The following is a 19,334-nucleotide window of genomic DNA, read 5'->3' as shown; positions in this document are numbered from 1 at the left end:
CAAGTCAACCAAGAGCTAGGGGAGGAACAATGCACCTTGAGATCACATCTTTGACCGCGGGCTATCGCGGACGCGTGGTGCTCCATGGCGCCACTATGTCCATAGGCGCCGGACAGATCATGGCGATTCTGGGACCAAACGGCGCGGGCAAGTCCACGCTCATCAAGGCCGCGCTCGGCCTTGTTCCTCCTCTGGCCGGTTCGGCGGCCTTCTTCGGCCAGCCGCTGTCCGCCGTCCGTCACCGCGTGGGCTACATGCCGCAGGTGGCGGCGGTCGACTGGGACTTTCCAGCCACTGTCGGCGATGTCGTCCTCATGGGCACATACGGGCGGCTCGGCTGGCTACGGCGCCCCGGTCCGGCACAGCGAGCCTTGGCGCAGGAAGCGATGGAGCGCCTGTCGATCACCGACCTCGCGGGCCGGCACATCTCGGAGCTGTCCGGTGGGCAGAAACAGCGCACCTTCCTCGCTCGAACGCTCGCCGGTCAGCCCGACCTCCTCCTGCTTGATGAGCCATTCGCGGGCGTCGATATCGCCTCGGCCCTGGCCATCACCGACGTCCTGCGTTCGCTTGCGGGCGAGGGGCGAGCCATCGGCGTCGTGCACCACGACCTCGCCACGGTCAAAGACTTTTGTACTCACGCGACACTCCTGCGTGAGGGCCGGGTCGAGGCGAGCGGCCCGCTCGAGCATGCCTTCACAGCTGAGACCATCCACCGCGCCTACGGGCTTGCGGAGGTGATCCCGTGAGCCTCGCCGAATTCTTTGGTACGTACGCCTTCCGCACCACGGCCATCGGCACGATCCTTATCGGGGCGCTCGCCGGCGCACTGGGCGCGATCCTCTACCTTCGCAGGCAGTCGCTGGCCTCCGACGTCGTCGGCCACTCCTCGCTCGCCGGCGTCATCGGCGCCTTCGTTCTCGCCACGCTCCTGGGCCTGGACGGACGCTCCATCCTCGTGCTGACGGTGGGCGGAACGATCGCCTCTATCCTTGCGCTGCTATTGACCAACGCGATTGCGCGCCGACGGGTCGGCGTCGACGCCGCCATGGCAATTTCCATGGCGATCTTCTACGGCGGCGGCATGATCGGCCTCTACCTCGTCAACCACTCCAGCCTGCCGAACCGCGGCGGGATAGACAGCTACCTTTTCGGTAACGCCGCAACGATGCGTCAGGTCGACATCGTCACCGTCGCCATCCTCGGAGGCCTCGCGCTCCTGACCCTGGTGGCGTTCTGGAAGGAGATCAAGCTCTACTGTTTCGACGAGGTGGCCTCACACGTCCAGGGCTTCAAGCCACGCACGATGGAGGCCCTCGTCATCGTGACCACCACTGTGGCGATTGTTGTTGGCATCAAGGCGGTGGGGATGATCCTTGTGGTCGCCTTCGCGATCATGCCGCCAGCCGCCGCACGCCAGTTCACTTCTTCGATGTCTGGGCTCGTCGCCGGCTCTGCAGCGATCGGGGGAGTTTCTGGCCTCGCCGGGGCCTATTTCTCCGTCACGGCCGGGCGCGTGCCGACGGGACCCGTCGTCGTCCTGATTCTCTTCGCCGTCTTCCTCGTTGCGCTCGTCTTTTCGCCGCGGAGGATGTCGCGCCGACGTGCCGCGAGGGTTCGGAGGGCCGTCGCATGACCTTCATTCTTTCCGTGCTTCTGCTCGCACTCACGACGGCGCTCACCTGTGCCCTGCCGGGTACCTTCCTGGTGCTACGTGGGCAGTCCATGCTGGTCGACGCGCTCTCGCACGCGGTCCTGCCGGGGATAGTCATCGGCGCGATCGTCTCGGGCAGCACACACTCGCCGCTCATGACGCTCATCGCCACGGTGTGCGGACTCATCGTCGTGATCGGCGCAGATCGGCTTAAGGGGTCGGGTCTACTCGCCGGCGACGCCAACCAGGGGGCAATCTACCCCGCGCTCTTCGCGCTCGGCGTGTTACTGCTCTCCACTCGGCTTTCGAACGTGCACATTTGCGCCGATACGGTGCTCGTGGGCGACCTCAACCTCATGGCGCTGCAGACCGAGCACGTTGCCCTCGGCCGGTTTGACATGGGACCGCGGATGATGTGGATCCTTCTCGGGGTGGCCGTGGTGAACGCGGCCTTCATGGCGGTGACCTACCGTGTTCTGCAGGCCTCCACCTTTGATCGCGACTTTGCCGTGGTCTCCGGTATGCCCGTCAAGATCGTCGATACCGTCTTCATGATTCTCGTTGCCTTGACCGTTGTCACGGCTTTCAACGTGGCGGGGGCAATCCTCGTCATCGCGCTCATGGTGGTGCCGGCCGCAACTGCACTCCTGTTCTCACGTAGCTTGCCGGTGATGCTCGCGTCGTCGTTAGGGGTTGCCGCTGCCTCGGCCGTCGGCGGTTTCCTCATCGCCTGGCTCGCAGATGTACCCACGACGCCGACCATGGCCTTCGTCGACGGTCTCATCTTCGTCGCCTTCATGGGTGTCAAGGAAATCCGGCGGCGGCGCGAACGCAGGGCAGCGCAAGTTACGGGAAACGGAGAAATGGCGGAATCTCGCGGTTTTATCGCTGTGACCAGCGACACCGTACAAGAATTTGACGCTGACGCCGTTCGTGCGTAAAGTATTTATTCGTTGCCGCGGAGAGCAACGAAGTCCAAAGAAGCAAATTCTTGGGGCAAGTTGCGCTCTTCGACGTCAGGATCTTAACCGGTTTTGACAAGCGGCGGCGGGAATGCTAATCTAGCCTTCCTCCCTTCGGAAGTTTCCGTTATGACGGATGTTTTCGGATGTGGGTGTGTTGTTTGATATCTCAATAGTGTGTCAGCTTTTTATGTTGTGTTTTTTTGATGGCTGGCTCTTCCTTTTTTGGTTGGGTTGGTTGTTGTTGTGGCTGGCTTGGCTTGGCTTTTTGTTGGGTTGGGTTGGTTGCAGTTTTTTTTGCCAGTTTTTCTGGTTTTTTGAGTCTGTTTTGGCTTTCTGTTTGGATCTTTCCTGCTGGGTTTTGTGCTTGGTGGGTTTGGTTTTTTGTGGAGAGTTTGATCCTGGCTCAGGACGAACGCTGGCGGCGTGCTTAACACATGCAAGTCGAACGATGAAGCTGAAGCTTTTGTTTTGGTGGATTAGTGGCGAACGGGTGAGTAATACGTGAGTAACCTGCCCTTGTCTTTGGGATAAGCCTGGGAAACTGGGTCTAATACCGGATATTCTGCTTCTGCCGCATGGTGGGGGTTGGAAAGATTTTTTGGATGGGGATGGGCTCACGGCCTATCAGCTTGTTGGTGGGGTGATGGCCTACCAAGGCGTCGACGGGTAGCCGGCCTGAGAGGGTGACCGGCCACATTGGGACTGAGATACGGCCCAGACTCCTACGGGAGGCAGCAGTGGGGAATATTGCACAATGGACGCAAGTCTGATGCAGCGACGCCGCGTGGGGGATGAAGGCTTTCGGGTTGTAAACTCCTTTCAGTACAGAACAAGGCCTTTGTGGTTGAGGGTATGTGCAGAAGAAGCGCCGGCTAACTACGTGCCAGCAGCCGCGGTAATACGTAGGGCGCGAGCGTTGTCCGGAATTATTGGGCGTAAAGAGCTCGTAGGCGGTTTGTTGCGCCTGCTGTGAAAGACCGGGGCTTAACTTCGGGGTTGCAGTGGGTACGGGCAGACTAGAGTGTGGTAGGGGTAATTGGAATTCCTGGTGTAGCGGTGGAATGCGCAGATATCAGGAGGAACACCGATGGCGAAGGCAGGTTACTGGGCCATTACTGACGCTGAGGAGCGAAAGCGTGGGTAGCGAACAGGATTAGATACCCTGGTAGTCCACGCCGTAAACGTTGGGCACTAGGTGTGGGGCCTTTTCCATGGGTTCTGCGCCGTAGCTAACGCATTAAGTGCCCCGCCTGGGGAGTACGGCCGCAAGGCTAAAACTCAAAGGAATTGACGGGGGCCCGCACAAGCGGCGGAGCATGCGGATTAATTCGATGCAACGCGAAGAACCTTACCAAGGCTTGACATACACTGCGATGTGCCAGAGATGGTGCAGCCTTTGGGGTGGTGTACAGGTGGTGCATGGTTGTCGTCAGCTCGTGTCGTGAGATGTTGGGTTAAGTCCCGCAACGAGCGCAACCCTTGTCCTGTGTTGCCAGCAAGTTGTGTTGGGGACTCACGGGAGACTGCCGGGGTTAACTCGGAGGAAGGTGGGGATGACGTCAAATCATCATGCCCCTTATGTCTTGGGCTTCACGCATGCTACAATGGCCGGTACAGAGGGTTGCGAGCCTGTGAGGGTGAGCTAATCTCTTAAAGCTGGTCTCAGTTCGGATTGGGGTCTGCAACTCGACCCCATGAAGTCGGAGTCGCTAGTAATCGCAGATCAGCAACGCTGCGGTGAATACGTTCTCGGGCCTTGTACACACCGCCCGTCACGTCACGAAAGTTGGTAACACCCGAAGCCCGTGGCCTAACCTTTTTGGGGGGAGCGGTCGAAGGTGGGATTGGCGATTGGGACGAAGTCGTAACAAGGTAGCCGTACCGGAAGGTGCGGCTGGATCACCTCCTTTCTAAGGAGCCTCATGTGTGCCTGTGACTGTTGTGGTTGTGGGTGTTTGTGTGTGGGGTTTTTAGTGGTTCGCAATGTGGGGGGCTGGCATGCTGTTGGGGTGTGGGGTAACACCTGTGCTGCCTGCGCCGGGCTCTGTTGTGGGGTTTGTGTGTGGTGTTGGTGTGGTGGTTGAGAATTGTATAGTGGATGCGAGCATCTTTTGGTTTTTGTAAGTGTGTAAGGGCGTTCGGTGGATGCCTTGGTACACGGAGCCGATGAAGGACGTTGTAGCCTGCGATAAGCCTCGGGGAGTTGGCATACGAGCTGTGATCCGAGGGTGTCCGAATGGGGGAACCTGCCTGGAGTTGTTTCTGGGTACCGCCACCTGAATGTATAGGGTGGTTGGGGGTGACGCGGGGAAGTGAAACATCTTAGTACCCGTAGGAAGAGATATTCTGTGAGTAGTGGCGAGCGAAAGCGGATGAGGTTAAACCGGGTGTGTGTGATAGCCGTCGGGCGTTGCATATTCGGGGTTGTGGGAGCTGCGTGATTCCTCCGACGAGGGGTCGTGAAGTGATAAAGGTGTGGGATAGGCGAATCAGTTGGGAAGCTGGACCGTAGACCGTGATAGTCGGGTAGTTGAAATCTTGCGCTCTTCTTGTGGTGTTCCCGAGTAGCACGGGGCTCGTGAAATCTCGTGTGAATCTGCACAGACCACTGTGTAAACCTAAATACTTCGTGTGACCGATAGTGGATAGTACCGTGAGGGAATGGTGAAAAGTACCCCGGGAGGGGAGTGAAATAGTACCTGAAACCGTGCGCTTACAATCCGTCAGAGCCTTCTTGGTGGGGGTGATGGCGTGCCTTTTGAAGAATGAGCCTGCGAGTTAGGATGTGTGGCGAGGTTAACCCGTGTGGGGTAGTCGTAGCGAAAGCGAGTCTGAATAGGGCGCCATAGTTGCATGTTCTAGACCCGAAGCGGAGTGATCTAGCCATGGGCAGGGTGAAGCACGTGTAAGAGCGTGTGGAGGCCCGAACCCACTTCAGTTGAAAATGGAGGGGATGACCTGTGGTTAGGGGTGAAAGGCCAATCAAACTTCGTGATAGCTGGTTCTCCCCGAAATGCATTTAGGTGCAGCGTTGCGTGTGCTTGCTGGTGGTAGAGCGACTGGATGGTTGATGGCCCTTATACCGGGTACTGAGATCAGCCAAACTCCGAATGCTGGTTAAGTTGAGCGTGGCAGTGAGACTGTGGGGGATAAGCTCCATTGTCGAGAGGGAAACAGCCCAGATCATCGGTTAAGGCCCCTAAGGGTGTGCTAAGTGGGAAAGGATGTGGAGTTGCTGTGACAACCAGGAGGTTGGCTTAGAAGCAGCCATCCTTGAAAGAGTGCGTAATAGCTCACTGGTCAAGTGATTCCGCGCCGACAATGTAGCGGGGCTAAGTACACCGCCGAAACCGTGGCAACAGTTTTTGTTGGGTAGGGGAGCGTCGTGCTTGAGGTGAAGCTGCCGGGTGACCGTGTGGTGGATTGAGTGCGAGTGAGAATGCAGGCATGAGTAGCGATTGACGGGTGGGAATCCCGTCCTCCGAAAAACTAAGGGTTCCAGGGGCAGGTTCGTCCGCCCTGGGTTAGTCGGGTCCTAAGGCGAGGCCGACAGGCGTAGTCGATGGGTAACCAGTTGTTATTCTGGTACCGGCGAAGGACCGTCCATGCTGAAGCGGGGGATACTAACCATCCTTGCCTACTGCTGGCCCTTTTGGGGGTTGGTGGTGTGGTGAGCGTGGGGCCTGATCTTGTGGTAGGCAAGCGTGTTAACAGGGGTGACGCAGAGTGGTAGCTTCCGCGTGGCTTATGGCTTGCCACGTTTAACAGCGCAGCTTGTTTCTTTGGTAAATCCGGGAAGCGTTTTGAGTGAGGCTGGATGATGAGACCTTGTGGTCGAAGTAGAGTGATCCTGTGCTGCCGAGAAAAGCCTCGACGTGAGGTTCTAGCCGCCCGTACCCTAAACCGACACAGGTGGTTTGGTAGAGTATACTAAGGAGTTCGAGTGAATCGTGGTTAAGGAACTCGGCAAAATGCCCCCGTAACTTCGGGAGAAGGGGGGCCTGATCCTTGAAGCACTTTGCGTGCTAGGGGTGATGGCCGCAGAAACCAGGGAGAAGCGACTGTTTATCAAAAACACAGGTCCGTGCGAACACGTAAGTGGATGTATACGGACTGACGCCTGCCCGGTGCTGGAAGGTTAAGAGGATCGGTTAGATGCCCTTTTGTGGTGTCGAGGCTGAGAATTTAAGCCCCAGTAAACGGCGGTGGTAACTATAACCATCCTAAGGTAGCGAAATTCCTTGTCGGGTAAGTTCCGACCTGCACGAATGGCGTAACGACTTCTCCGCTGTCTCAACCGCGAACTCGGTGAAATTGCATTACGAGTAAAGATGCTCGTTTCGCGCAGCAGGACGGAAAGACCCCGGGACCTTTACTATAGCTTGGTATTGGTGTTTGGTACGGTTTGTGTAGGATAGGTGGGAGACTGTGAAGCTGTCACGCTAGTGGTGGTGGAGTCATTGTTGAAATACCACTCTGATCGTGCTGGATGTCTAACCTTGGACCATGATCTGGTTCAGGGACAGTGCCTGGTGGGTAGTTTAACTGGGGCGGTTGCCTCCTAAATGGTAACGGAGGCGCTCAAAGGTTCCCTCAGCCTGGTTGGTAATCAGGTGTTGAGTGTAAGTGCACAAGGGGGCTTGACTGTGAGACTGACAGGTCGAGCAGGTACGAAAGTAGGAACTAGTGATCCGGCGGTGGCTTGTGGAAGCGCCGTCGCTCAACGGATAAAAGGTACCCCGGGGATAACAGGCTGATCCTGCCCAAGAGTTCATATCGACGGCATGGTTTGGCACCTCGATGTCGGCTCGTCGCATCCTGGGGCTGGAGTAGGTCCCAAGGGTTGGGCTGTTCGCCCATTAAAGCGGTACGCGAGCTGGGTTCAGAACGTCGTGAGACAGTTCGGTCCCTATCCGCTGCGCGCGTTGGAAACGTGAGGAGGGCTGTCCCTAGTACGAGAGGACCGGGACGGACGAACCTCTGGTGTGCCAGTTGTATCGCCAGGTGCATGGCTGGTTGGCTACGTTCGGGAGGGATAACCGCTGAAAGCATCTAAGCGGGAAGCCTGCTTTAAGATTACGTTTCCTTGACATTTGTTGTTGTGAGGCCCCCTATAGATCATGGGGTTGATAGGCCAGGCGTGGAAGCATTGTAAGGTGTGGAGCTGACTGGTACTAATTGGCCGATTACTTACTTAAACAACTTTTTTGTTGTGTTCGCATCTACTATACGATTCTGGGTCACTACGCCGTGCGTGTGTGTTTCCCGTGTTTTTGACGGTGGTTATAGCGGTGGGGTAACGCCCGGTCCCATTCCGAACCCGGAAGCTAAGCCTGCTAGCGCCGATGGTACTGCACTTGTGAGGGTGTGGGAGAGTAGGACACTGCCGTCATTGTTTGTGAAGAAGAAGGGGGGTCCCGGCACAAGTGCCGGGACCCCCCTTCTTTTGTATACCCCCAAAACGGTGTCACGCGTCTTACAAGAATGGACCGTCGCCAGGACGCCTATCTCCGGTAGGCTTAGAGGCGTTGAATGTAGCTGTTTGAAAACTTAAACCGTGAGGAATCCATGTCTCAATACGATAACTATGACAACCCCCAGCGCGATGAGCGCCGTTCCTCCGGATGGAGCTCGGCGTCTAAGCGCAACGACGGTGGTCGACAGGGTAGCTGGAACAGGTCAGATCGAGACCGTGGCGATCGGCAGGGATCCTGGGGCCGCGACGATCGCGGCCGGGGCGGGTCATACCGCCAGGATCGTAGCTGGGATCGGGATCGTGATGACCGTCGTGGTTCGTGGAGTCGGGATGGCCGGTCGGATCGGCGTGACGATCGTCGGGATCGTGACGGCAATGGTCGTCGTGGTGCGTGGGATCGTGATGACCGTGGTAACCGTGGTAATTGGGGCCGGCGTGATGGTGAGCGTCGCAACTGGGATCGGGATCGTGATGACCGTCGTGGTTCGTGGAGTCGGGATGGCCGGTCGGATCGGCGTGACGATCGTCGGGATCGTGACCGTGATGACCATCGTGGTTCGTGGGATCGTGATGACCGTGGTAACCGCGGTAATTGGGGCCGGCGTGATGGCGAGCGTCGCAACTGGGATCGGGATCGTGATGATCGCCGTGATAATCGGGGATCCTGGGACCGTGGTCGTGACGATCGTCGTCGGTGGGATCGTGACGATCGTGGCGATGACCGTCGCGAAGGCCGCGGGAACTGGAGCCGGAACTCCGACCGACGGAGTTCGCGGAATCGCGATGACCGCTCGGATCGCAGGGACGGCAACTGGAATCGCGGGCGCGATGATCGGCACGAGTCGTGGAACCGTGATGATCGACGCGGGGATCGCGGCAACTGGAATCGCGGGCGCGACGATCGCCGGGATAACCGGGGTTCCTGGGACCGAGACCGTCATGATCGCCCGGAGGACTCGCGTCGAGATCGCTTCGACGACGATTCGCGCGGCGCCTCCTCGGATGCACGCTACACTCACGAGCCGGATCGTTTGGAGATCCCGGAATCCATCAGTGCCGACGCGCTCGATGCTGGCGCGCGCAAACAGCTTCGTTCCCTCAATAAGGACAACGCAGAGCGCGTGGCACGTCACCTCGTGTACGCGGGTGAGATGCTCGAGATTGACCCCGAGGTTGCCTACGAGCACGCGCGTGCCGCCTACAAGAGTGCTGCGCGCATCGACGTTGTACGCGAGGCGCTGGGTCTGACCGCATACGCGACGGGCCGCTACTCGGAAGCCTTGCGCGAGCTACGCACCTACCGTCGCATGAGCGACGACTACACTCACGTGCCACTGGAAGCCGATTCGGAGCGCGGGCTAGGACGGCCGGAAAAGGCGCTACGATTCATTGACGGCATACCGCTCCAGCGCCTGAAGCCGGAGGGGCAGATCGAGCTGGCACTCGTGACTTCGGGCGCCCGTGCAGAGACCGGGAATTCCGAGGGCGGCCTGTCTGTGCTTGAGAAGATCATCGTTGACAACCTGCCTGAGGAGCTTGCCGCGCGCGTGCAGCTAATCAAGGCTGATCGCTTCGAAGAACTCGGCCGCACCGACGAAGCCGAGGAACTGCGCGCCACCTGGGCGCCCATTTACGAGGACGAGGGCGGCGACATCATGGTTGACCTCGACGAGGTGCTTGACGACGCGGAGCCGGCTCCTGTGGTCGAAAGCGATGAGGAGAGTTCTGGCGACGAGACGCCCGGCGATTCGGATGACTTCACGGACGTTGACGAGGCTGGTGCTCACGAGGCTGACTTTGAAAGCGAGCTTGAAGAGGAACTAGCCGAGGAACTCGCGCAGGAAGTGGATGCGGAAGATCTCGGGGATGGCGAGGCTGCCGAGGAGTCGGAGGCCCCTCAGGAAGCCGACGGCGATGAGGAGCGTGAGGTCGCAGATGCGGGTGAGGTCGCAGACGTCGTGGAGTCGGAGGCCGACGCGTCGGCTGAGGACGGGGAGTTCGTCCAGGACGATCTCTTTGGCGACTCGCTCGACGCCGCGCTTGAGGAGGATCAGGAGCTGGATCTGAACGAGGAGGACGAATGAGTCTGGGACACACTGACTCACCGCTGAGCGACGTCTACGACTACCTTTTTCTTGACCTCGACGGCGTGTGCTACCGCGGTACGCTCCCGGTGGAGAACGCTGCACAAGGCCTGGCCGAGGCGCGTGGCGCGGGCGTAGGTGCGGCATTCATCACGAACAACTCGATGGCCTCGCCGGCGTCGGTGGCGCAGAAGCTGAAGGCTGTCGGCATTGGGGCCACCGATGAGGAAATCTACACGAGCTCGCGCACGGGCGTGGCCCAGTTGCTCGAACATGTGGCACCCGACGCCAAGGTGCTGCCGCTCGGAACCGAGGGGCTCTTCTACGAGCTGGAGCGGACGGACCTGAGGATTGTCACGTCGGCGGATGACAAGCCCGACGCCGTCCTGCAGGGCCTGTCGAAGGACCTGTCGTGGCGCGAGCTGTCCGAAGCTGCGATGGCGATCCGGGCCGGCGCGCTGTACGTGGCAACAAACCTGGACGCGACGCTTCCGCTCGAGCGCGGCCAGCACCTCGGGTGCGGGTCGATGGTGGCGGCGGTCGTACACGCGACCGGCGTTCAGCCTCTGAGCTCAGGCAAGCCCGCACCGGACATGTATCGCCTGGCGATGAGTGACACGGGCGCGCGTCGCCCACTGTGCGTGGGTGACCGCCTCAATACTGACATTGCGGGCGCGAACGCGGGCGGTTTAGACTCGCTCCACGTGCTCACGGGTGTGAGCAAGGCCCGGGACGTCATGCTCGCCATTGACTCCGAGCGGCCCACTTTCCTTGCACTTGACCTCATGGACCTCAACGAGCCGGCGCCGGCGGTCGCCGCCGAGGGTGCCGGCTTTGTATGCCGGGGGGCCCATGCGCGCGTAGAGAACGGGCGCCTCGTCGTCAACGGCGCGGAGCCCGACACTACGGTCACGCTCGATGAATATCGCGCGGCGGTGGCGGCAGTGTGGCAGGTGATTGACGAGGGCACCCCGCGCGAGGAGCTGGCGTGGTTGCCGGAGCTGAAGGTCGTGCGCTGATGGAGAGGCCAACGATGCCGCTACGGATCAACGTTGCCCAGACGCTGGAGGCTCTTTCCGCCAGGGATCGGGAGGAGCAGATCGCGGACCTGGAGAAGATCCACGAGGAGCTGACGATCCGGTTGAATCGGGCGCAGGCGTAGATGGCGAAGCTGATCCGGGTTGATGCGGAGCTGGTGCGGCGTAAGCTCGCCCGTTCGCGTGCGGAGGCGGCGGACCTCATCCATGCCGGCCGGGTTTACCTGGACGGGTTGGAGGTCACCAAGCCGGCCCGGCAGATGGACCCGGCGCTACCGCTCGTGGTCAAGGAAGGCGAGCGGGACGATTTCGCCTCCCGCGGTGCCCATAAGCTTATTGGCGCACTCGATTACTTGGGCGCGCACGCACCGCTCATCAAGGGCGTGCGAGCGCTGGATGCGGGTGCCTCGACCGGCGGATTCACCGACGTGTTGCTACGGCGCGGCGCGCGTGAGGTGCTCGCCGTCGACGTCGGCTACGGACAGTTGCTGTGGCGCTTGCGGGAAGACCCGCGGGTCATCGTCATGGAGCGCACGAACGTGCGCACGCTCCGGCCCGAGGACGTCGCCCCTGCCCCTGACCTCGTGGTGGGGGATCTGTCCTTCATTTCGTTGACCTTGGTTATTCCGGCGCTGGCGCGGTGCGCGAGCGATTCGGCTGACTTCCTGCTCATGGTCAAGCCACAATTCGAGATCGGCAGGGAACGCCTCGGGGCTGGTGGGGTTGTTCGCGACCCGGCACAGCACGTTGAAACCGTGCTCAACGTGGCGCTCTCTGCCCGAGAGTCGGGCCTGGCGGTCTGTGCGGCGGCTCCATCGCCGCTACCCGGCCCGGCCGGCAATGTAGAATACTTCTTGCATATGAAAGCTGGCGGAGTCGACCTGGGTGATCGGTTAGAAGGCGCCATCGAGGCCGCGGTGGCGTCGGGTCCGGCCGGCGCGCGTTGGGAGGGCGAGTGAGTGTTTGCGTAGGAGTCGTCACGCACGAGCGTCGCGATGAGGCTCGTGAGGAGGCGCTATTCGCGCGCGATCGCCTCGTTGCGGCTGGCGCCGACGCCTTCTGGGTGGGCGACCAACCGGATAGGCTTGCCGACGCCGAGTTGCTCCTCGTCATCGGTGGCGACGGCACGATCTTGCGGGCAGCTGAGCTGGCCCGGCCATACGAAACCCCGATCCTTGGCATTAATTTCGGCCACGTCGGATTCCTCGCAGAGGAGGATCCGGAGGCTTTCGACCTGGTGGTGCAGTCGGTGGTCGAGCGGCGTTGGACCGTGAACTCGCGCCTGACTATCGACGTCACGGTCACCTTCCCTGACGGAAGCACCGCTTCGAACTGGGCGCTGAACGAGGCGTCGGTGGAGAAGGGGCCGCACATGCGGATGATCGAGGCCGACATCGGGGTTGATCGGCGTGGGTTGTCCTCCTTCAAGGCGGACGCGGTGTTGCTGTCGACCCCGACGGGTTCGACGGCCTACAACTTTTCCGCGGGCGGCCCGATCGTGTGGCCGGACGTGGAGGCGCTTTTGCTAACGCCGATCGCGGCGCACGCACTTTTCGCTCGGCCACTCGTCGTCTCGAAGGAGTCCACGCTGGAGGTTTATATTCGCTCCGACAACGCGGTGGTGTGGTTTGACGGGCGGCGGAACGTCGAGGCCCCGGAGGGTTCGCTCATCACAGCGGTCAAGGGCCGTCACCCGGTCAAGCTCGCCCGCCTCAACGACTCGCCTTTCTCGGGCAGGCTGGTGCGCAAGTTCCACCTGCCTGTCGAGGGCTGGCGCAGACCGAAGGGTGAGGCGTGATCGACGAGCTACGCATTTCGAACCTGGGCGTGATCGAGTCCGCACACGTCCAGCTTCAGGGTGGGATGACGGCGATCACCGGCGAAACGGGTGCGGGCAAGACGATGGCGTTGACCTCGTTGGGCCTACTCATGGGCGCGAAGGCGGAGTCGCATCGGGTGCGCCAGGGGGCCGACGCGGCGAACGTGGAGGCCACGTTTGTGGTCCGCGCCGACTCGCCGGTGGTTGGACTCGTGGAGAACGCGGGCGGCGTCGTCGACATTGACGGCGATCAGGCGGCAGTCATTTTGGCTCGACGGGTCCCGGCTAAGGGAAGGTCGCGGGCGTATGCCGGTGGGCAGTCGGTCCCGGTCGCCCTACTGCAGGAGATCGCCGAGCATCTCATCACCGTGCACGGCCAGTCCGACCAGCTCAAGCTCCGTTCGGAGTCTCAGCAACGACACGCGCTCGATGCGTTCGGCGCCGGAAAGCTTGCCGCGTTACGCGCCTCCTACGAGCGGGCATGGGCGGCGTGGCGTCAGAGCGAGGAGACGCTCACACGCTTTAGGTCGGACATGCGCCAGGCCGCCGCCGAACGGCTCGCGCTGGAGGCGCTGGTTAAGCGTGTGGACGCCGTCGAGCCGCGAGTCGGCGAAGAGGACGAACTCAAGGCACGGGCGCTGGTTCTGGAGAACGTGGAGGATCTGCGTTCGGCGATGGCCGGTTCCGTGGCGGCACTTTCGGGTTCCGACGCCGACGACGCCGGGGCGCTTGGCGCGATCGACGCCGCCTCCGAGATGCTTGCCCAGGTCCGTGACGCCGACGCCGAACTTGGCGCGCTGTCGGATCAGTTGCGTGAAGTCTCGCTACTGGCTTCGGACGTGGCCAACGCGCTGGGGCTGAAGCTCTCAGGCCTTGACGCCGACCCGGAGGAGCTCGATTCGATCCACGCCCGCCGGGCGGAGTTGCGCTCCCTGCAACGTGACCTCGGCATGACGATCGAGGAGATCCTCGCCGAGCGGGGTGCGGCAGACGACAGGCTTGCCCGGCTCTCGGCTCCCGAGGAGCACCTGGAGCAGTTGGAGGGGCAGGCGCGGGCGGCACACAAGGCGCTCATGGAAGCTGGCCGCAAGCTGCGGGCGGCTCGCCGCGCCGCGGCTGAGAAACTCGGGCAGATGGTGACCGCCGAGCTGCACGATCTGGCCATGAAAGACGCCACATTTAGTGTCCTCGTTGAGCCGCGCGAGGAGCCCGCCCGGCACGGCCTCGACGCCGTCAGATTCCTGCTACGCGCCCACCGAGGTGCGCCCGATCTTCCGCTGACGGCGACCGCCTCGGGCGGGGAGGTCTCGCGCATCATGCTCGCCCTTGAGGTGGTGCTCAATGCCAACCCGCGCCCCGATCACACCTTTATTTTCGACGAGGTGGACGCTGGAATCGGCGGAAAGACAGCGCTTTGCGTGGGTGAACGGCTCGCAAAGGTCGGCAAAGCCAGCCAGGTGCTCACGGTCACCCACTTGGCTCAGGTGGCTGCATACGCGGATCACCATGTCGTCGTCGCGAAGAAGAGCGAGGGCGCGACGACGGCCACGGACGTCGTCGTGGTTGAGGGCGAGGGACGGGTCTCGGAACTGGCCCGCATGCTCTCCGGCCATGCCGAGTTGGCGGTGGCGCGCACCCACGCGGCTGAGCTCATTCGCGGCGCTGTTGTGTCATGATGAAGGCATGATGTTTAAGCGTCGTCGCGACGAGGAGATCTCAACGGGGGAGCTCGGGGGAGTGGCCCGTGTCGACTCGCGCACGAAAAATCTAGTGAAACGGCTCAGACCTGGCGACATCGCGGTGATTGACCACGAAGACATCGACCGCGTCGCGGCAGAGGGGTTGGTCGAAAAGCAGCCGGCCGCCGTGCTCAACGCCGCCAAGTCCACCTCGGGGCGCTACCCGAATATCGGTCCGCAGATTCTCCACGACGCCGGTATCCCCGTGATCGACAACCTCGGCTCGGGGATTATGGATGTCCACGAGGGACACACCCTACGCATCACGCCGGAGGGCGAGGTCTACCGCGGTTCTACGCTGATCAGCCACGGCGATGTCCAGACTCAGGAGACGATCGACGCGAACCAGGCCACCGCCCGGGCGGGGATGACGGTCCAGCTCAAGGCGTTCGCGAACAACACGATGGAGTATCTGGAGAAGGAACAGGGCCTCATCCTGGATGGCGTGGGCATGCCGGCCGTGCGCACCCAGTTCGAGGGGCGCCACGTGCTGATCGTCGTGCGCGGGCACGACTACAAGGAAGACCTGCAAACCCTGCGCCCGTATATCCGCGAGTACCGTCCGATTATCGTGGGGGTGGACGGCGGCGCCGACGCCGTGCTCGAGGCCGGCTACAAGCTGGATATGATTATCGGCGATATGGACTCGGTCTCCGATGAGGCGATCCGCTCGGGCGCCGAAATCGTGGTTCACGCATACCGGGACGGCACCGCCCCGGGTGAGAAGCGCGTGGCGGATCTTGGGGTGGAGCACGTGCTCTTCCCGGCGACGGGCATGTCGGAGGACATCGCGATGTTGCTGGCTGACGGCAAGGGCGCCACCATGATTGTGGCCGTGGGGACGCACTCGAATCTCATGGACTTTCTCGACAAGGGCAGGCGGGGCATGGCCTCGACGTTCTTGACGCGGCTTAAGGTCGGCTCGAAGCTGGTCGACGCCCGCGGGGTGAACCGGCTCTACCGGTCGCGCATCTCGAATTGGCAGATCGCCTTCCTCCTCATCGCTGGCATCGCCGGCGTGATCGCGGCGGTGTCCGCGACGGAGTTGGGACGGATCGCGTTCGACCTAGGTAACGTGTGGTGGTCTGATCTGATCATCTGGATTAAGAATCTATTTTAGGGTCTCATCGTGGTTGATTTTAGGTATCACTTAGTTTCGCTCATCTCGGTTTTCTTCGCCCTCGCGATCGGCATTATCTTGGGCGCCGGGCCGCTACAGAACTCGATCGGAAACGTGCTCCAGGGCCAGGTGGCTGACCTGCGGGTGACGAACGAGAAGCTGAAGGGGGATAACTCCGACCTGACCCGCGCGCTCGACTACCAGGAGCGAGCCATCAACGAGATCGCGCCGAGCCTGGTGCAGGGCACGCTCGAAGGCCGTAAGGTCGCCGTCGTCGTGCTGCCGGGCGTGGTGGATGCGCAGGTCAGCGAGTCCCGGGCCAAGTTGGAGCTTGCGGGGGCGAGCGTGACGGGTCAGGTGACGGTCACGGATGCCTGGACCGCTGCCAGCACGACGTCCTTCCGCTCCACCTTCTCCGACCAGATCCGTTCCTACGTGCCGGGCGTGGCTAACGACGCCGACACGAACGTCGTCCTGGCGCAGGCGCTGAATGCCCTCGTGCGCGAGGGCACGACTAAGCATGACACGCTCGCGGGCCTCATGACGGGCACTGACACCCCGATGCTCGCGATCGACGCGCTCGCAGAGGCCGCCGACGCGGTGGTGGTCTTTGCTCCTGAGGTCGAGCCAGCGACCGGCAACGCCGACCTGGTGGCCCAGCAACAGTACACGACCCAGACCCTGACCGCGCTCGTGACAGAACTCGGCACGCGCGGTCCCACGGTCGCCGCCGGCGGCGCGACCTCCGACGCCGACGTGGTCAAGGGGCTGCGCGATGCCGGGGCCCCGGTCTCTACGGTTGACTCGCCTGACACCGCGGTGGGCCAGATCAACGTGGCCATCGCGGTGGCCACGGAGCTCAACGACCAGCTGGCCCATCTCGGTCTTCAGACGGGCGCACAGGCAATCATCGGCACTCGCACGGAGTCGCCTGCGCCGGCGGCGCCCGCCCAACCGAGCAACGAGCCCGCACCGGAGCCGAGCGGGCAGGCCTCGGATGAGCCCGCGCAGGAACCTGCGGGCGAGCAGTCCGAGGCGCCTGCCGACGCTGGCGAGGCCGATAACTCATGATCGGTTTCGCCGGCGCGATCGCTGGTAGCGTCGCGGCGCGCCACGGTCTGACCGGCGGGCTTCCTGGCTGGGAGCGTACGAACTACACCGGTAGCGCGGTCTCGCTGACCGGCGGCGTGGAGACTGCGGCCGGCCTTGTGGCGGGCACCCTGGCAGCTGGTGCGTCGCGCCGTGGGGCGACCTGGTGGAGCTCGACGAGCGAGCAGTCCGGCGCGCGGTACGCCCTGGCGGCGCTCGTTGCCACCCTCACAGCGGCCGGCGCCGGGTATATCGATGACCACCTGGAGGACCGCTTCCCCGCGCAGGGAAAGGGCTTCCGAGGGCACCTCGGTGCCCTCAAGTCTGGTAAGCCGACCTCCGGCGTGCTGAAGATCGGCGCCATTGGTGTGGGCGCGCTGTGCGCGGGGAGCCTGACGGGCGGACGCGCCGGGGAGAAGGCGCTGGATGCCGCCCTCATCGCGCTGAGCGCAAACTTCATCAACCTGCTCGACCTGCGGCCCGGGCGTGCTCGCAAGGCGGCCGGCGTCGTCGCATGTTGCCTGGCGCCCGCTTCGCCCCTCGCGCAGGTGGCCCTCGGGGCTACGGTGGCGGGTCTTCGTGAGGATCTGCAGGGGAAGAAGATGCTCGGAGATCTCGGGGCCAATGCGCTGGGGGCACACCTCGGCGTTGCGCTGTCGGCCCTGCCACTGCGAATCAAGGTTGCGATCCTTGCCGCCCTTGTCGCACTGACCGCGGCCTCCGAGAAGGTCTCCTTCTCCTCCATCATTGAGTCCACTCCCGTCCTGCGCGAGCTGGACGCGCTAGGCCGGGAATAATGCGGTCGGTGCGGGCACTTGCCGGGGCGGCCGGGCTCGTCGCGGTCCTCACCCTCGTCTCTCGCCTCTTCGGCCTGCTACGCAAGCTTGCCCAATCCTGGGCACTATCCGACTCGGCGATCGCCAGCGCCTATGACACCGCCAACACCGTACCCAACGTACTGTTTGAGGTGGCTGCCGGCGGCGCGCTAGCGGGCGCCGTCATCCCTATCCTTTCCCGATTCGTCGGGCGCGGGCAGGAGCGCCTCGCGGGGCAGACGGCCTCCGCGTTGGCCACGTGGATCTTAAGCGTGGGAACGCTCATCGCCGTCGTCGTCGCCGTCTTCGCCGACCCGCTTGCCACCGCGCTGTTGGCGCAAGCCGACCCGGCCACCGCCCACCTCGCCGCGCTCCTGTTACGGGTATTCGCGGCGCAGGTTCCGCTCTACGGGCTGTCGGTGGTGGCCACGGGCGTGCTGCACAGCTACGACCGCTTCTTTTGGCCAGCGCTCTCCCCGCTGTTGTCCTCAATATCCGTCACGGCGATGTTCCTCATCTACGCCACGCGCGTGCCGGTCGTCGCCTCGCCGGCCGACCTCACCGCCGCCGACGTGGCGCTGCTGGCCTGGGGTACGACGTTCGGCGTCGTGCTGTTCTCGCTGCCTCAGCTTGTCGTCGCGGGGCGGTGCGTGCGGTTGCGGCCCACGTTCACCTTCCCTCCCGGTGTCGGGCGGGAAACAATCCGCCTGGGCGCGGCCGGCCTCGGGGCGCTAGCGGCCCAGCAGATCGCCATCATCGCGATCATGCTCACCGCCAACCGCGCCGACGACGCCGGCACGTATGCCGCTTTCAACTACGCGTACGCGATTTTCATGGTGCCCTACGCCGTGCTGGCCGTTCCAATTGCCACCGTCACCTTCCCCCAGATCTCGGCGGCCGCGGGGGATCGTCTGCGCCGCCTTGTCGCCCAGTCCACGCGCCTTGTCCTGTCCATGGGGATCGTCTGCGCCTCGCTGCTGATTGTGCTCTCGCGGCCGGCGAAGATTGTGCTCGAGGTTGGGCGCGATATCCAGGGACTCGATACGGCCATGCAGGCGATGGGTGTGGGCCTGGTCGGATTCTCGCTGCTCTATCACGGCGTGCGGGTGCTTTACGCGCGCGGGGAGGCTCGCCGTGTCATCATCGTCAACTCGGTCGGTTGGGGCGTGGTAGTGGCTTGCCTCGTGTTCATGCGGGCGGTCGGCGTGAGCGGGCGGACGGCCACCCTGGTCGGCATCGGGGCATCGATGTCGGTGGGGCTGACGGCTGGCGGAATCACCGTGCTGGCGATGATCCGTACCTCCCTGGGCGCACAGGCGCTGGCCGGCATGACTCGCGTGCTCGTCCTCGTGCCGGTGGCCGCCGCCTCGGGTGCGCTCTCGTGGGCGCTTGTGGGCTGGATCCTCGAAGCCGGTGGCTCCTCGATCGTCGCGGCGCTGGGCGCGGCCGTCGCGGGCGGCGTCGTGATCATCGGAACCTGCCTGACTGCGCTCCACGCCACCGACAGGCAGGCGTTTGCCGGGCTTAGGCGTTAGG

Annotated in this window: 14 protein-coding genes and 3 rRNA genes; 16 read left to right on the top strand and 1 reads right to left on the bottom strand. The window is 62.7% G+C overall.

The window, feature by feature from the left end:
• The first annotated feature begins 29 nt into the window (after positions 1-29).
• From J2S45_RS05990 to rrf, 6 genes are all read left to right on the top strand, one after another.
• Entirely contained in the window at positions 30-749 is a 720-nt protein-coding gene (locus J2S45_RS05990; protein WP_307634821.1) for a metal ABC transporter ATP-binding protein, read from the top strand.
• The gene (locus tag J2S45_RS05985) at positions 746-1,636 is read left to right on the top strand and encodes a metal ABC transporter permease (protein WP_270975439.1); all 891 of its coding nucleotides are present in this window, start codon (positions 746-748) and stop codon (positions 1,634-1,636) included. Before J2S45_RS05990 ends, J2S45_RS05985 begins: the two co-directional genes overlap by 4 nt.
• Positions 1,633-2,595, top strand: coding sequence for a metal ABC transporter permease (locus tag J2S45_RS05980; protein ID WP_307634820.1), 963 nt, complete (start codon positions 1,633-1,635; stop codon positions 2,593-2,595). The genes J2S45_RS05985 and J2S45_RS05980 overlap by 4 nt, the downstream gene beginning before the upstream one ends.
• 404 nt (positions 2,596-2,999) lie before the next feature.
• Positions 3,000-4,529, top strand: a 16S ribosomal RNA gene (locus J2S45_RS05975).
• A gap of 208 nt (positions 4,530-4,737) precedes the next feature.
• A 23S ribosomal RNA gene (locus J2S45_RS05970) occupies positions 4,738-7,817 on the top strand.
• 77 nt (positions 7,818-7,894) lie between these two features.
• Positions 7,895-8,011 (top strand): 5S ribosomal RNA (gene rrf, locus J2S45_RS05965).
• The 16S, 23S and 5S rRNA genes sit together here, the layout of an rRNA operon.
• A gap of 350 nt (positions 8,012-8,361) precedes the next feature.
• Here the strand turns inward: rrf and J2S45_RS05960 are convergent.
• A complete protein-coding gene (locus tag J2S45_RS05960) occupies positions 8,362-9,114 on the bottom strand; it encodes a hypothetical protein (RefSeq protein WP_296931731.1) in 753 nt (250 codons plus the stop codon).
• Positions 9,115-9,126: 12 nt separating this feature from the next.
• On the opposite strand from J2S45_RS05960, the gene J2S45_RS05955 reads away from it, so the two are divergent.
• The 10 genes from J2S45_RS05955 to murJ are packed head-to-tail and all read left to right on the top strand — an operon-like array spanning position 9,127 to position 19,333.
• Positions 9,127-10,179 (top strand): tetratricopeptide repeat protein, encoded by a 1,053-nt coding sequence (locus J2S45_RS05955; RefSeq protein WP_296931729.1) that lies wholly within the window; start codon positions 9,127-9,129, stop codon positions 10,177-10,179.
• Positions 10,176-11,198 carry an HAD-IIA family hydrolase gene (locus J2S45_RS05950; RefSeq protein WP_296931728.1) on the top strand — a complete coding sequence of 341 codons (1,023 nt, stop codon included), beginning with the start codon at positions 10,176-10,178 and terminating at the stop codon, positions 11,196-11,198. Before J2S45_RS05955 ends, J2S45_RS05950 begins: the two co-directional genes overlap by 4 nt.
• Positions 11,198-11,341 carry a hypothetical protein gene (locus J2S45_RS05945; RefSeq protein ID WP_296931726.1) on the top strand — a complete coding sequence of 48 codons (144 nt, stop codon included), beginning with the start codon at positions 11,198-11,200 and terminating at the stop codon, positions 11,339-11,341. Before J2S45_RS05950 ends, J2S45_RS05945 begins: the two co-directional genes overlap by 1 nt.
• Positions 11,342-12,175 (top strand): TlyA family RNA methyltransferase, encoded by an 834-nt coding sequence (locus tag J2S45_RS05940; protein WP_270974669.1) that lies wholly within the window; start codon positions 11,342-11,344, stop codon positions 12,173-12,175.
• Positions 12,172-13,014, top strand: coding sequence for an NAD kinase (locus J2S45_RS05935; RefSeq protein WP_270974668.1), 843 nt, complete (start codon positions 12,172-12,174; stop codon positions 13,012-13,014). The genes J2S45_RS05940 and J2S45_RS05935 overlap by 4 nt, the downstream gene beginning before the upstream one ends.
• The gene (gene recN, locus J2S45_RS05930; protein ID WP_307634819.1) at positions 13,011-14,711 is read left to right on the top strand and encodes a DNA repair protein RecN; all 1,701 of its coding nucleotides are present in this window, start codon (positions 13,011-13,013) and stop codon (positions 14,709-14,711) included. Before J2S45_RS05935 ends, recN begins: the two co-directional genes overlap by 4 nt.
• Positions 14,712-14,718: 7 nt before the next feature.
• Entirely contained in the window at positions 14,719-15,894 is a 1,176-nt protein-coding gene (gene steA / locus J2S45_RS05925; protein WP_270974666.1) for a putative cytokinetic ring protein SteA, read from the top strand.
• Between the two features lie 9 nt (positions 15,895-15,903).
• Entirely contained in the window at positions 15,904-16,965 is a 1,062-nt protein-coding gene (locus J2S45_RS05920) for a copper transporter (RefSeq protein ID WP_307634818.1), read from the top strand.
• Positions 16,962-17,780 (top strand): hypothetical protein, encoded by an 819-nt coding sequence (locus J2S45_RS05915; protein ID WP_296931715.1) that lies wholly within the window; start codon positions 16,962-16,964, stop codon positions 17,778-17,780. Before J2S45_RS05920 ends, J2S45_RS05915 begins: the two co-directional genes overlap by 4 nt.
• Positions 17,781-17,788: 8 nt before the next feature.
• The gene (murJ, locus tag J2S45_RS05910) at positions 17,789-19,333 is read left to right on the top strand and encodes a murein biosynthesis integral membrane protein MurJ (RefSeq protein WP_307634817.1); all 1,545 of its coding nucleotides are present in this window, start codon (positions 17,789-17,791) and stop codon (positions 19,331-19,333) included.
• The last annotated feature ends 1 nt before the right edge of the window (position 19,334 follow it).

Source organism: Trueperella abortisuis, from assembly GCF_030811095.1.
Taxonomy (GTDB): Bacteria; Actinomycetota; Actinomycetes; order Actinomycetales; family Actinomycetaceae; genus Trueperella; species Trueperella abortisuis.
Note: the sequence above shows the minus strand (reverse complement) of the source record. Positions and strands in the feature narration are given on the sequence as shown.